The sequence below is a fragment of the Thalassospira tepidiphila MCCC 1A03514 genome, assembly GCF_001662875.1.
Classification (GTDB): Bacteria; Pseudomonadota; Alphaproteobacteria; order Rhodospirillales; family Thalassospiraceae; genus Thalassospira; species Thalassospira tepidiphila.
This window is the reverse complement of sequence record NZ_JPVZ01000005.1, coordinates 277,779-291,347: the sequence shown is the minus strand read 5'-3', so window position 1 is coordinate 291,347 and position 13,569 is coordinate 277,779. Positions and strand designations below refer to the sequence as shown.

The 13,569-nt window shown below is 54.5% G+C and carries 14 protein-coding genes; all 14 read left to right on the top strand.

Going from position 1 to position 13,569, the window contains the following annotated elements:
* Nucleotides 1-67: 67 nt before the first annotated feature.
* The 14 genes from tsf to lpxB all read left to right on the top strand — a co-directional run bounded on the left by tsf (nt 68) and on the right by lpxB (nt 13,533).
* The gene (gene tsf, locus TH4_RS13490; protein ID WP_008891205.1) at nt 68-991 is read left to right on the top strand and encodes a translation elongation factor Ts; all 924 of its coding nucleotides are present in this window, start codon (nt 68-70) and stop codon (nt 989-991) included.
* Between the two features lie 166 nt (nt 992-1,157).
* Nucleotides 1,158-1,889: a UMP kinase gene (gene pyrH, locus TH4_RS13485; protein WP_040824079.1), complete on the top strand. Its 732-nt coding sequence runs from the start codon at nt 1,158-1,160 to the stop codon at nt 1,887-1,889.
* A 2-nt stretch (nt 1,890-1,891) separates the two neighbouring features.
* Nucleotides 1,892-2,455, top strand: a complete 564-nt coding sequence (gene frr / locus TH4_RS13480; protein WP_008891203.1) for a ribosome recycling factor — start codon at nt 1,892-1,894, stop codon at nt 2,453-2,455.
* Between the two features lie 2 nt (nt 2,456-2,457).
* On the top strand, nt 2,458-3,198 hold the full coding sequence (locus TH4_RS13475) for an isoprenyl transferase (protein WP_008891202.1): 741 nt from the start codon (nt 2,458-2,460) through the stop codon (nt 3,196-3,198).
* The gene (locus TH4_RS13470) at nt 3,107-4,003 is read left to right on the top strand and encodes a phosphatidate cytidylyltransferase (RefSeq protein ID WP_280806646.1); all 897 of its coding nucleotides are present in this window, start codon (nt 3,107-3,109) and stop codon (nt 4,001-4,003) included. The genes TH4_RS13475 and TH4_RS13470 overlap by 92 nt, the downstream gene beginning before the upstream one ends.
* 39 nt (nt 4,004-4,042) lie before the next feature.
* Nucleotides 4,043-5,206 carry a 1-deoxy-D-xylulose-5-phosphate reductoisomerase gene (locus TH4_RS13465; protein ID WP_064781494.1) on the top strand — a complete coding sequence of 388 codons (1,164 nt, stop codon included), beginning with the start codon at nt 4,043-4,045 and terminating at the stop codon, nt 5,204-5,206.
* A gap of 38 nt (nt 5,207-5,244) precedes the next feature.
* A complete protein-coding gene (gene rseP / locus TH4_RS13460; protein ID WP_064781493.1) occupies nt 5,245-6,348 on the top strand; it encodes an RIP metalloprotease RseP in 1,104 nt (367 codons plus the stop codon).
* A 26-nt stretch (nt 6,349-6,374) separates the two neighbouring features.
* Entirely contained in the window at nt 6,375-8,669 is a 2,295-nt protein-coding gene (gene bamA / locus TH4_RS13455) for an outer membrane protein assembly factor BamA (RefSeq protein WP_336232768.1), read from the top strand.
* Between the two features lie 5 nt (nt 8,670-8,674).
* Nucleotides 8,675-9,247, top strand: coding sequence for an OmpH/Skp family outer membrane protein (locus TH4_RS13450; protein WP_245227865.1), 573 nt, complete (start codon nt 8,675-8,677; stop codon nt 9,245-9,247).
* Entirely contained in the window at nt 9,247-10,266 is a 1,020-nt protein-coding gene (gene lpxD, locus TH4_RS13445) for a UDP-3-O-(3-hydroxymyristoyl)glucosamine N-acyltransferase (protein WP_064781490.1), read from the top strand. Before TH4_RS13450 ends, lpxD begins: the two co-directional genes overlap by 1 nt.
* An 11-nt stretch (nt 10,267-10,277) precedes the next feature.
* Nucleotides 10,278-10,727, top strand: coding sequence for a 3-hydroxyacyl-ACP dehydratase FabZ (fabZ, locus tag TH4_RS13440; protein WP_008891195.1), 450 nt, complete (start codon nt 10,278-10,280; stop codon nt 10,725-10,727).
* A gap of 2 nt (nt 10,728-10,729) precedes the next feature.
* On the top strand, nt 10,730-11,533 hold the full coding sequence (gene lpxA / locus TH4_RS13435; protein WP_008891194.1) for an acyl-ACP--UDP-N-acetylglucosamine O-acyltransferase: 804 nt from the start codon (nt 10,730-10,732) through the stop codon (nt 11,531-11,533).
* Nucleotides 11,514-12,377 (top strand): LpxI family protein, encoded by an 864-nt coding sequence (locus TH4_RS13430; protein WP_064781489.1) that lies wholly within the window; start codon nt 11,514-11,516, stop codon nt 12,375-12,377. The genes lpxA and TH4_RS13430 overlap by 20 nt, the downstream gene beginning before the upstream one ends.
* Nucleotides 12,367-13,533, top strand: coding sequence for a lipid-A-disaccharide synthase (lpxB, locus tag TH4_RS13425; RefSeq protein WP_064781488.1), 1,167 nt, complete (start codon nt 12,367-12,369; stop codon nt 13,531-13,533). Before TH4_RS13430 ends, lpxB begins: the two co-directional genes overlap by 11 nt.
* Nucleotides 13,534-13,569: the final 36 nt, after the last annotated feature.

Genomic DNA, 13,569 nt, shown 5'->3' with positions numbered 1-13,569 from the left:
AAACGGCGGCTAGCATGCCGCCGTTTTGTTAGGTGTTAACCTGATCGCGTACTTAGGGGCTTTAAAAATGGCTATTACCGCTGCTCTCGTTAAAGAGCTTCGCGAAACCACCGGCGCTGGCATGATGGATTGCAAAAAAGCGCTGTCCGAAACCGATGGTAACCTTGAAGCAGCTGTTGACTGGCTTCGCACCAAAGGTCTTGCTGCTGCCGCCAAGAAAGCTGGCCGTGTTGCTGCCGAAGGTCTGGTTGCTGTTGCAGTTGACGGCACCAAAGGTGCAGTTGTCGAGCTGAACTCCGAGACCGACTTCGTTTCGCGTAACGAAGACTTCCAGAAATTTGTTGGCGAAATCGCAAATCAGGCGGTTGCTGCTAACGGCGATATCGATGCCCTCAAAGCTGCTGCTTACCCGGGCACCTCGCGTAACGTCGAAGAGCAGGTCACCCACATGATCGCCACCATCGGCGAAAACATGTCGCTGCGTCGCTCGGCTGGTCTGGCTGTCGACAAAGGTGTTGTTGCTTCCTACGTTCACTCCGCTGTTGCCACTGATCTGGGTAAGATCGGTGTTCTGGTTGCGCTTGAATCCGAAGCAGACGCTGGCGTTCTCGAAGGCCTTGGCAAACAGATCGCGATGCACATTGCTGCAACCAACCCGGCATCGGCAACCGTTGATGATCTTGATCCGGAACTGGTAGAGCGTGAAAAAGCTGTTCTGACCGAACAGGCCAAAGAATCCGGCCGTCCGGCAGAAATCATCGAAAAGATGATCGAAGGTCGTATCCGTAAATATTACGAGCAGGTTGTTCTGGTTGAACAGACCTTCGTGATTGACGGTGAAAACAAAGTCAAAACCGTGATTGAGAACGCTGCCAAAGAAGCTGGCAAGCCGATCACCCTTAAGGGCTTTGTGCGCTTCGAACTCGGTGAAGGCATCGAACGCGAAGAAAAAGACTTTGCTGCCGAAGTTGCTGAGCAGCTGAACAAATAAAACATCTGTTCGGAATGGTGCGTTTGTCACCATTTCGTGTATGATCCAGACCGGCGAGGTCGGCAGCGCATATCCGCCCTGTTACTCGCCGGTCTTTTTATATCTGAATTCTGCATTTCCCGCGTTCGGGCAATGCGTTACATCGGCATTTAAGAGGCAATCCGACATGGCAGAAAACGGCCCATTGAAGTTTCGTCGCGTCCTTTTGAAGCTCTCGGGCGAGGGGCTTTTGGGTAAACAGCAATACGGTATCGATCCAGAAACTGTTGACCGGATTGCCAGCGAAATCAAAGCCGTTCATGACATGGGTGCTGAAGTCTGCATGGTGATCGGCGGCGGGAACATCTTCCGCGGTGTCAAAGGTGCCTCCCAGGGCATGGAACGCGCAACCGCCGACTATATGGGCATGCTGGCCACCATCATGAACGCCCTTGCTGTTCAGAACGCGCTGGAACGCCATGGCGTTCAGACCCGCGTCCAGTCCGCCATCCCGATGTCTTCTGTCTGTGAGCCCTATGTGCGCCGCCGCGCGGTCCGTCACATGGAAAAGGGCCGCGTTGTGATCTTTGCTGCGGGCACTGGTAACCCGTTCTTCACCACCGATACTGCTGCTGCCTTGCGCGCGGTCGAAATGGGTTGTGATGCATTGCTCAAGGGCACCCAGGTTGACGGTGTCTACACTGCGGATCCGAAAACCGACCCGACGGCAGAACGCTATGACTCTCTGACCTATATGGAAGTTCTGTCCAAAGATTTGCGTGTTATGGACGCATCGGCTATTTCTTTGGCACGCGAAAATGATATTCCGGTTATTGTATTTTCTTTGCATAATCCGGGTGCCTTCGCAGACGTTGTTTCTGCGAAGGGGACGTTTACGATTATTTCGAATGGAGACTGAACGTGTCTGACGTTGCTGGCCTAAAAAAGGACCTGTCCCGCCGTATGGAAGGGGCTGTGGAAGTATTGCACAAGGAGTTCACCGGTCTGCGTACCGGGCGCGCCAGTGTGAGCCTTCTGGAACCGGTCATGGTTGAAGCCTATGGCGTTCCGACCCCGCTTAATCAGGTGGCATCGGTCAGTGTTCCAGAATCCCGTATGCTTTCGGTTCAGGTTTGGGACAAGTCGATGGTCAAGGCCGTCGAAAAAGCCATCCGTGATTCGGGCCTTGGCCTGAACCCGGCTGCTGACGGCACGCTTGTTCGCGTTCCGATCCCGGCACTTAACGAAGAACGTCGTACCGAACTTTCCAAGGTTGCAGGCAAATATGCCGAGCAGGCCAAGATTTCGGTTCGTAACGTCCGTCGCGATGGCATGGATCAGCTGAAAAAATGGGAAAAGGACGGTGACATCTCCAAGGACGAGATGCACGACGAAGAAAAAGAAGTCCAGAAGCTGACCGACAAGGTCATCGGCGAGATCGACGAAGCGCTCGCCCACAAAGAACAGGAAATCATGCAAGTCTGATTATGGCTGTGCTTTCTTCGCAAACTCAACCTTCAGATGCGCTTTGTGTGCCGCGTCATGTTGCCATCATCATGGATGGCAACGGGCGCTGGGCGCGCGGGCGTGGCCGACCGCGGACGATGGGGCATCGCGCCGGTGTTGACGCCGTCCGTCGCACCATCGAAGCCGCAGGCGAACTTGGAATCGAGTATCTGACGCTTTATGGCTTCTCGACCGAGAACTGGAAGCGTCCGGAAAGCGAAGTCAGCGATCTGATGGGTTTGCTGCGCCTGTTCGTGAAGCGCGAATTATCCACTTTGCACAAGAATGGTATCAAAATTCGCATTATTGGCGATCGTTCGCGTTTTGCTGATGATATCCGTGAACTTCTGGCCAAGGCCGAAGATCAAACACGCGACAATACGCGCCTGAACCTGACCATCGCACTGAGCTATGGTGCGCGTGCTGAAATCACGCAGGCTGTACGCGATATTGCCGCCAAGGTTGCCGCAGGCGAACTGTCCGCCGACGAGATTACCGAAGACCTGATCGAACAAAACTTGTCGACAGCCGGTATTCCGGACCCGGATCTTCTGATCCGAACCAGCGGCGAACAGCGGATCAGTAATTTCTTGCTCTGGCAGTCGGCCTATACTGAATTCGTCTTTGAAGATGTGCTTTGGCCGGACTTTGATCGCAGCCACCTCGAAAAAGCTATCGATAATTTTGCCGGGCGGGAGCGGCGTTTTGGTGCTGTCATCTGAGACACAAGATCAAAAAGATACCAATTCCGGCCTGATACCACGCGTTCTTTCCGCGATGGTTATGGCGCCTGTGGCTGTTGCGGCGGTCTGGTTCGGATCTCCCTATTTTGACATATTACTGTTTGTGTTTTCTGCGGGGATGATGTGGGAATGGTCGCGGATGTGCGCCCCGAACCACCATAACGGCATATCGGTTGTTACCGCCGTTGCGCTTGCGGTTGCGATGATAATGTATGTCGCTGGTCAGGAAGAATATATTGTCATGCCGATTGCCATCGGTGTGATTATTGCTGCGGCCCGTTCGGGCCCCAACTGGTTGCTTGCCGGGTTTGGCGTTTTGTACATCTCGGTTGCTGCCCTGTCAGCGCTTTGGCTGCGCACTCAGGATGGCGACGGTCTTCTGATCATTATGTGGCTGTTCTTCCTTGTCTGGGCGACCGACACAGGCGGTTATGCCTTTGGCAAGACCATTGGCGGCCCAAAACTCGCACCACGCTTCAGCCCGAAGAAAACATGGGCGGGGTTGATCGGTGGCATGGTCTGTGCCGGTTTGATCGGCGGATTGGTCACCTATTTCAGTTCCGATGCGATCAATTGGGCGATTGTCGCTGTCAGTATGGTTTTGGCGATCATTGCCCAAATCGGTGATCTTGGTGAATCCGCGCTCAAACGTCGTTTCAAGGTCAAGGACAGCAGTCACCTGATCCCGGGCCATGGCGGATTGCTTGATCGTGCTGACGGGATGTTGTCGGTGTTTCCTGTGGCCTTTGCTATTATCTGTTTCGCAGGGCTTTCTCTGCGTTAAGGCGGCCAATCCTCGGGCTGCTGTCTTTACAGGTGTTTGATGACTTTGAAGAAATCCGTCAGTGTCTTTGGTGTTACCGGTTCCATCGGGGCCAGCACCGTTGATGTTTTAAAGTCCCACACTGACAAATATGTTGTCGAAGCTGTAACGGCGCATCGCAATGTCGATGCATTGGCCAAGGCCGCCATCGAACTTGGTGCCAAATGCGCCGTGATCGGCGATTCTTCCCGTTTTGCGGACCTTCGCGATGCTCTGGCTGGGAAGGGGATTGAAATCGCGGCCGGTGAAGACGCGCTGATCGAGGCTGCCGAACGTCCCTCTGACATCGTCATTGCCGCAATTGTTGGGGCAGCTGGCCTGAAACCGACGCTCGCGGCCATTCGCCGTGGTGCACGCATCGGACTTGCCAATAAGGAAACGTTGGTCTGTGCCGGCGCCCTGATGACGGCGGAAATTTCCAGGCATGGTGCGACCCTGATCCCGGTTGATTCCGAACATAGTGCAATTTTCCAGGTTCTCGAGGATCGCGAAGAAATGCGCATCGACCGTATCCTTTTAACCGCTTCGGGCGGTCCATTCCGGGAATGGTCGTTAAAGGACATGCAATCTGTCACCCGTGTACAGGCTTTGGCCCATCCGAATTGGGAAATGGGCGCCAAGATTTCGATCGATTCTGCGACCATGATGAACAAAGGCCTTGAGCTGATAGAGGCTTGGCACCTGTTCCCGGTCGCCGAGGAACAGATTGAAATTGTTGTTCATCCTCAATCAGTTGTTCACAGCATGGTGGAATATCCTGATGGTTCTGTGCTGGCACAGCTGGGATCTCCGGATATGCGTACGCCAATTGCTTATGCGCTTTCATGGCCGGATCGGATCAAAGTGGACGCACCGCGTCTTGATTTTGCCACGATCGGGCGTTTGAACTTCGAGGCGCCGGATACAAATCGTTTCCCGGCTCTTCGTCTGGCACGACAGGCCTTGCAGGAAGGTGGCACGCTGCCTACTGTTCTGAACGCTGCCAACGAAGTCGCCGTCGAAGCGTTCCTTAACGACAGAATCGGATTCCTTGAAATCGCCGCGACTGTCGAAAAGGTCATGACAAGGCTTGGAAGCGAACCGCTGACCAGCCTTGAACAGGTATTTGAAACAGATGCAATGGTGCGCCGGGAAACGTCGGCGTGTCTTGTGTCGGTTTCTTAGATTGAAACTGCCGGTTTCACCGGCTTAGGGAATTCTTGATGGAAACCTTACTTGCTTTTCTTTTTGTGCTCTCGGTACTCGTGTTTGTTCACGAATATGGTCACTACTGGGTGGCAATCAAAAACGGCGTGAAGGTCGAAGCCTTTTCAATCGGATTTGGCCCCGAACTTTTCGGTTGGCAGGATAAAAAAGGCACGCGCTGGAAAGTCAGCCTGATCCCGCTTGGCGGTTACGTCAAAATGTTTGGCGATATGAACCCTGCCAGTGCCGGTGGTCGCGATGACCTTGACGCCGAAGAAGCAAAATACGCCTTCCATCACAAAGGGGTTGCCGCGCGCGCGGCCATCGTTTTTGCAGGACCTTTGGCCAACTTCATCTTTGCCATCATCGTCTTTACCTTCCTGTTTGCCGCTGTCGGACAACAGCGTGCCTTGCCGGTTGTTGGCGAGGTTCTTGAAAACAGCCCGGCATCTGTTGCTGGCCTGATGGCTGATGACCGCATCACCGCGATCAACGGTCAGCCGGTTGAATGGTTTTCTGAGCTTTCTGACATTGTGCGAGCAAATCCCGGGCAACCGATTTCCGTCACGGTCCAACGCGACAGCGAAATCGTTGATCTTGCCGTGACGCCCGAAGCCGTCGAAGTCGACGAGGGTGGTATGACTGCGACGGTCGGACGCCTTGGCATCACCGCTGGTGACTTTGAGACGAGCCGCACCGGGGTTGTGGAATCGGTCGGTCGCGCATTTGAGACGACCTATTCATTGACCACGCAGACCTTCTCGGCACTCGGTGAAATGATCAGTGGTGATCGCGACAGTTCTGAACTGGGCGGGCCGATCCGGATCGCGCAAATGTCAGGACAGGTGGCCGAAGGGGGCATCGCACCGCTTCTGTTCTTTATGGGCTATCTTTCCATCAGCCTTGGGTTGATCAACCTGATGCCTGTTCCGGTCCTGGATGGTGGTCATCTTGTGTTCTACGCGATTGAGGCAATTCGCGGTAAGCCATTGGGGGCAAAAGCACAAGAATATGGTTTCCGTATCGGCGCGGGTTTGGTATTCAGCTTAATAATTTTCGCAACGTGGAACGATTTGACGCAATTGGGTGTCTTTAGTTTCCTCAAAGGACTTGCTGGCTAATGCATGACAGCAACAGGGGGGTTAACTTGCTGCGTAAGGTAAAAGCGGCCGTTGTCATTACGGCCCTGCTTGGCGGAACGGCGCCATTGATTGTTCCTGTGGCTGCGCATGCCCAATCGGGTCTGATTCGCGACATTGAAGTCGAAGGCAATAATCGTATCGAAACGGCGACGGTGAATGCCTACCTCACCGTTGCACCTGGCGATTCCTACGACATCCAGAAAATCAACAGTTCACTCAAGGCGCTTTTCTCGACCGGCCTGTTTGCCGACGTGTCCTTCTCCTTTAATCAGGGAATTTTGCGTGTAAATGTCGTTGAAAACCCGATCATCAACCGCATTGCGTTTGAAGGAAACCAGCGTCTTGATGATGATACCCTGAGTGCTGAATTGCAGTTGCGCCCGCGCGTTGTTTACACCCGCACCAAGGTGCAGGCCGACGTTCAGCGTATCCTCGAACTCTATCGTCGTAGCGGACGTTTCGCCGCAACGGTTGAGCCCAAGGTCATCCAGCTTGACCAGAACCGTGTCGATCTGGCGTTCGAGATTGATGAGGGGGATGCCACGGGTATCCGCAAAATCAACTTTGTTGGCAACAAGGCCTTTGACGACGGCGAACTGTCTGATGTGATCCGCACCACCGAAAGTGCGTGGTGGAAAATCCTGACGGCCGACGATAACTACGATCCCGACCGTGTGACCTTTGACCGCGAACTCCTGCGTCGCTTCTACCTGTCTGCCGGCTATGCTGATTTTCAGGTTTTGTCGTCGGTTGCCGAACTGACACCTGATCGCTCGGATTTCTTTGTCACCTACACGGTGAGCGAGGGGCAGCGCTATCAGTTTGGCGAGATCAATGTCGTCTCACAGATCGACAAGATCGATCCGGAAACCCTGGTGCCGCTGATCGAGATTGAAAGCGGCGAATGGTATAACGCCAACCTTGTGGACGATGCGGTTGATGCTTTGACCGACAGTGTCGGGGATCAAGGCTATGCCTTTATTGACATCCGCCCGAATGTTCAGCGCAACCGTGAAACCGGCACCATTGACATCACCTTCAACATCTCCGAAGGGCCGAAGGTCTATGTCGAACGTATCAACGTTGTCGGCAACGTCCGAACCCTCGATGAGGTGATCCGTCGCGAATTCCGCTTGGTCGAAGGCGATGCGTTCAGCAGCTCCAAGATGCAGCGTTCCAAACAGCGCATCGAAAACCTTAACTTCTTCAAATCTGTGGATGTCAAAACCCTGCCGGGGGCGTCGCCGGATCAGACCGTGATCGAGGTCGATGTCGAAGAAAAATCGACCGGTGAGTTTTCCATTGGTGCGGGTTACGGAACGGATAATGGTGCGTTTGGTCAGCTTGGTATTCGTGAACGCAACTTGCTTGGCAAAGGCCAGGATTTGCGCCTGAACTTCACGCTTGGTTCAACCGACCAGCAGATCGACCTGTCCTTCACCGAGCCGTATTTCCTTGATCGCGAAATCGCTGCAGGTTTTGATGTCTATCGTCGTGAAGAAGATAATCAGGACGAAAGCTCGTATGATGAAGAGCAGACCGGGGGACGTCTCCGTGCGGGATTCCGCTACAGTGAGGAACTCTCGCATTCGTTCCGCTACTCGCTCGAAAGCAATAGCTATTCAAACATCAATCGTAGCAGCGCTTCACGACTTCTGTTGGCTGAAGAGACCGAGTTTGTTGAGTCCGCTATTGGTCATACTCTGACCTATGATGAACGTGACAGCTCGATTTCGCCGACGGAGGGATATTTCGCCCGCCTGTCAAATGATTTGGCCGGTGTTGGCGGCGATGAGCAATATTTGCGGTCGCGCGTTGAGGGCGGATATTACTATCCGATCGATCGCGAGCATGAGTGGGTTCTCTCGACCCGTGGTTCTACCGGCTACATTTTCGGGTTCGACGATGATACCCGCATTTCGCAACGTTTTTCTGTTGGTGGTTCAAACCTGCGTGGTTTCGAATCTGCCGGTGTCGGCCCGCGTGATATAGCGACCGGGGATGCTTTGGGTTCCAAACTGTACTACACTGGAACGGTTCAGTTAGACTTCCCGCTCGGGCTTCCATCTGAGTTTGCTTTAACAGGTCGCGTGTTTAGTGACTTCGGCTCCGGGCAGGACGTCGATGGTGCCCGTCCCGGCGAAATTTATGATACGGGCACTCTACGAAGCTCTGTCGGTTTTGGTGTAGGTTGGGAATCGCCGTTCGGCCCGATTGGTGTTGACATCTCTCAGGCAGTCACAAAAGAAGATCACGACAAAGAGGAAATGTTCCGACTTAACTTCGGAACGAGATTCTAATGAAAATGATCAAATCTCTCCGTAATCTGCTGGTTCTCTCCGCTCTTATCGGTTTCTCTGCACATGCCAATGTTGCGCAGGCGCAAGAACCGAACCCGGATAACTTTGCCTCCGTCATGATTGTCGATTTTGCCGGCATCATGCGTGAAGCATCTGCGATGCAGGATGCCCGCAAACAAATCCGCGATCGACAGGTTGCCTATCAAAAGGAAATCGAAACCCGCGAGCAGGGGCTGCGCGAGGAAGAAAAACAACTCGCTCAGCAACGCACGCTGCTGGCTGCAGACGTTTTTCAGGAAAAACAAAAGCAGTTTCAGCAAAAAGTCGCTGATTTCCAGAAATTTGCCCAGGCCCGTAGCCGTGTTCTCGATCAAGCCCTGGCCGAGGCCCAGTCCAAATTCTCGCAAGCCCTGAATGAAATCATCGGAAGCATCGCCGAAGAACGTGGCGCAAACCTTGTCTTGCATCGTGGTCAAGCCGTTTTGTTTGCAACCACCATGGATGCGACCAAGGAAGTTTTTGATCGCGCAAATGCCGAGGTTCCAACCATCACGGTTGAATTCAAGGAAGGCTCCTGATGGCGGATGCCCGTTTCTTTAGCCGCAAGGGACCCGTCAGTGTTGCTGAAATCGCCGCACTGACGGAAACAACGCCGGTCAATGCGCCCGACGAAACACGGGTCTTTCAGGATGTCTCGCCGCTGCAAAACGCAGATGGCGATATCCTGAGCTTCTTTGACAATCGCAAATATCTTGATGCGTTTGTCAACAGCAAGGCCGGTGCCTGCTTCGTGCGCCCGGAATTTGTTGAGCGTGCACCCGAAGGCATGGTCTTGTTTACGACCAAGGACCCTTATCGCGCCTATGCCAAGGCCGCAACCGCGTTCTATCCGTTCGAAACCGGCAATGGCATCGTTTCCGATCATGCGGTCATTGATCCGTCTGCCAGGCTTGGCAAGGGTGTTCAGGTCGATGCCGGTGCGGTCATCGGTGCCAATTGCGAAATCGGCGATGGTACCATCATCGCATCCAATGCTGTCATTGGTGACGGGGTTGTCATCGGTGCGGGTTGCAAGGTGGGTGCGAATGCCTCCATCAGCCACAGCCTGATCGGCAATCTGTGCCTGATCTATCCCGGTGCCCGCATCGGGCAGGACGGCTTTGGCTTTGCCATGGGCCCGCAAGGGCACGCCAAGGTTCCGCAATTGGGCCGGGTTGTCATTGGCAATGACGTCGAAGTCGGTTCAAACAGCACGATTGATCGCGGGGCAGGGCCGGATACTGTTATCGGTAATGGCTGTCGTATCGACAATCTGGTGCAAATCGGCCATAACGTTGAACTTGGCATGGGCTGTGTTGTTGTCTCGCAAGTCGGGATCTCGGGCTCGACCAAGATTGGCAATTTTGTCGTGCTTGCCGGTCAGGCAGGCATTACAGGACACCTCGAAATCGGCGATGGCGCGAAAGTCGCAGCCCAGTCGGGTGTCATGAAAAATGTGGGGCCGGGGGAAACTGTGGGCGGAAGTCCCGCCGTTCCGGTCATGGAATATCATAAACAGACGGTCGCCTTGTCGCGTCTGATACGAAAAAAGAAATAAGGGCTACACACATGACCGAACTGGTAAGTGTCGATATCCAGCGCATTCTGGAAATGATTCCGCATCGCTATCCGTTCCTTCTGATTGACAAGGTCATCGACATCGAAACCGATGTCCGTGCCACCGGTATCAAGAACGTGACGATGAACGAGCCGCAATTTACCGGCCATTTCCCGCAGCAGCCAATCATGCCGGGCGTTCTGATCATCGAAAGCATGGCGCAGACCGCAGCCATCCTGGTCGTTCAGACCCTTGGCGCGGATGCCGAAGGCAAGCTGGTTTATTTCATGAGCATTGATAATGCCCGTTTCCGTAAACCGGTAACACCGGGTGACGTCATGCACATCCACGTGACCAAAAAACAAAGCCGCGGCCCGGTCTGGAAGTTCGAAAGCCAGGTCAAGGTCGACGGCCAAGTCGTTGCCGAGGCAACCATCGCCGCGATGATCCGGGATAACTGATAATGTCAAAAGTACATCCAACCGCCGTTGTCGAAGATGGCGCGCAGATTGGTCAGGATGTCGAAATCGGACCCTATAGCGTGGTCGGTCCGAATGTTGTCTTGGGTGATGGTGTCAAACTGCACAGCCACGTCGCGGTCGCAGGTCACACCACCCTTGGCGATCAGTGCGAAGTTTATCCCTTTGCCTCTGTGGGGCATGCCCCGCAGGACTTGAAATTCAAGGGCGAAAACAGCCGTTTGATCGTTGGCAAACGCACCAAAATCCGCGAGGGCGCAACCCTTAATCCGGGCACCGAAGGTGGCGGTATGGAAACCACCATCGGTGATGACTGCCTTCTGATGACCGGGGCCCATGTCGGGCATGATTGTCATGTCGGCAACCACTGCATTCTGGTCAATAACGGCACGCTTGCGGGCCACGTGGTGGTCGAAGACTTCGCAATCGTTGGCGGTCTTTCGGCGGTTCACCAATTTGTTCGTATCGGCAAGCACGCCATGATCGGCGGCATGACCGGGGTCGAAAGCGACGTCATCCCTTATGGGTCTGTCATCGGCAACCGTGCGTATCTTTCGGGCCTGAATATCATCGGCCTGAAACGCCGCGGTTTTGACCGTGAAACCATCCATTCGCTGCGCAAGGCCTATCGCCTTCTGTTCGCACAGGAAGGCACTCTGGCCGAACGTGTCGAAGAAGTCGCCAAGGATTTTGAGGGCGTCGGCCCGGTGATGGAAATCATCAATTTCCTCAAAGCGGAAAGCATGCGTTCCGTATGCACGCCAAAATATGACAGCTCCGCAGGATAATCCGCAGCCGAAATTGGGGATTATCGCCGGGGGCGGGGCGCTTCCCGCCCGTCTGGCGTCCGCGGCTGTTTCAATGGGCCGCGATGTCTGCATCGTCAAACTTGATGGCTATGCCGATGATACAGACCTTGATCAATATCCGAATGTAACGGCCCGCCTCGGTGCAGCATCGAAAATCCTCGATGCCATGCGCAAGGAAAATTGCCAGGACGTGGTTCTGGCAGGTAAGGTCGCACGGCCCAGCTTTTCCTCGATCCGCCCGGATTGGCGGGCAGCCAAACTCCTGATGAAAGTTGGCACCAAGGCCCTTGGCGATGACGGATTGCTTCGCCTTGTCGGTAAAGAGCTCGAACGCGAAGGCTTCCGGCTTTTGGGCGCCCATGAAATTCTTGGCGATCTCGCGGTTGAGGAAGGCGTTCTTGGGGGCATCAACCCCGATGAGCAGGCAATGACCGATGCCCGCCATGGCCTGACAGTCGCCCGAACACTGGGGCAGGCTGATGTCGGGCAGGGATGTGTCGTGCAACAGGGGCTGGTATTGGCCCTTGAGGCGATCGAAGGCACCGATGAAATGGTGCGCCGCTCGGCCAAATACCGCCGTGATGGTGTTGGCGGGGTGCTGGTAAAGTCCGCCAAGCCGCAACAGGACAAACGCCTTGATCTGCCGGCCATCGGCATGAAAACCGTCGAAGAGGCCCATAAAGCTGGCCTGCGTGGCATTGCATTGCTTGCCGGTGGGACCATGATCATTGACCGCGCCGCGGTGATTGCGCGCGCTGATGCGTTGGGCATGTTTGTCGTTGGTCTGTCCCTCCCGGACGAGGAACGACAAAATGGCGAATGAAACCGCGCCGCTTGGCCCGAAAATCATGCTTGTGGCTGGCGAGGCATCCGGGGATCAACTGGGCGGGCGCCTGATGGCGGCCCTTAAGGCCAAACAGGATCATATTCGCTTTATCGGTGTCGGCGGTCCACGCATGGAGCGTGAAGGCCTCAAAAGCCTGTTTCCGATGAATGAAATGTCGGTCATGGGCCTGACAGAGGTCGTGCCGCATATTCCACATCTGCTCAAACGCATTTCCCAAACCGCGGACTTCGCCAAGTCCGAGAAACCCGATGTCGTGATTACCATTGATGCCCCGGATTTCAGCTTTCGGGTCGGCAAGAAGCTGAAAGGCAAGGGCATCCCACTGGTGCACTATGTCGCCCCCTCGGTCTGGGCGTGGCGCGAAGGCCGGGCAAAGAAGATTGCGGGTTTCCTCGATCATCTTCTCGCACTTTTGCCGTTTGAACCGCCCTATTTCGAGAAAGAAGGCCTGCCAACCACCTTTATCGGCCACTCAGCGGTCGAAGAACGCCATGACGGTGATGGTGAGCGGTTTCGCACCCAACATGGCCTGAAGCCGGACCAGAAGCTTTTGGCGGTTCTGCCCGGAAGCCGTAATTCCGAAGTCAAACGCCTCCTTCCGGTATTTCGCAAGGTCATTGATGATGTTGCCACGAAATACCCCGATGCACGCATCGTCGTGCCAACGGTCAGTAAGGTCGTCGACACCGTCACCGAAGAAGTGAAATCCTGGCCACTTGATCCGATTATTGTCGCAACCGATCAGGAACGCCATGATGCGTTTTCGGCGGCCGACTGTGCGCTGGCGGCATCAGGGACCGTCTCGCTGGAGCTCGCAATTGCCGGTGTGCCGCATGTCATTGCCTATAAGGTCAATGCTGTGACGGGCTGGATTGCAAAGCGCCTGATCAAGATCGATACCGTCACCATTGTTAATCTGGTCCTTGGCAAAAAACTGATACCCGAGTTCCTACAGGATAAATGCAAGGCCAAAAAGATCATTCCGGTTCTTGAAACCCTGATGGCTGATAGCCCTGAACGGGCCGCACAGATCGACGGTTTTGATAAAGCCTGCACCTTGCTGGGATTTGGTGACAGACCGCCCAGCGAAAAGGCTGCCGAGCAGATTTTGAAAATCATCGCCAAAAAATAGTCTGTTACGGGTGGCATCAAACCCGCATTGCAATTA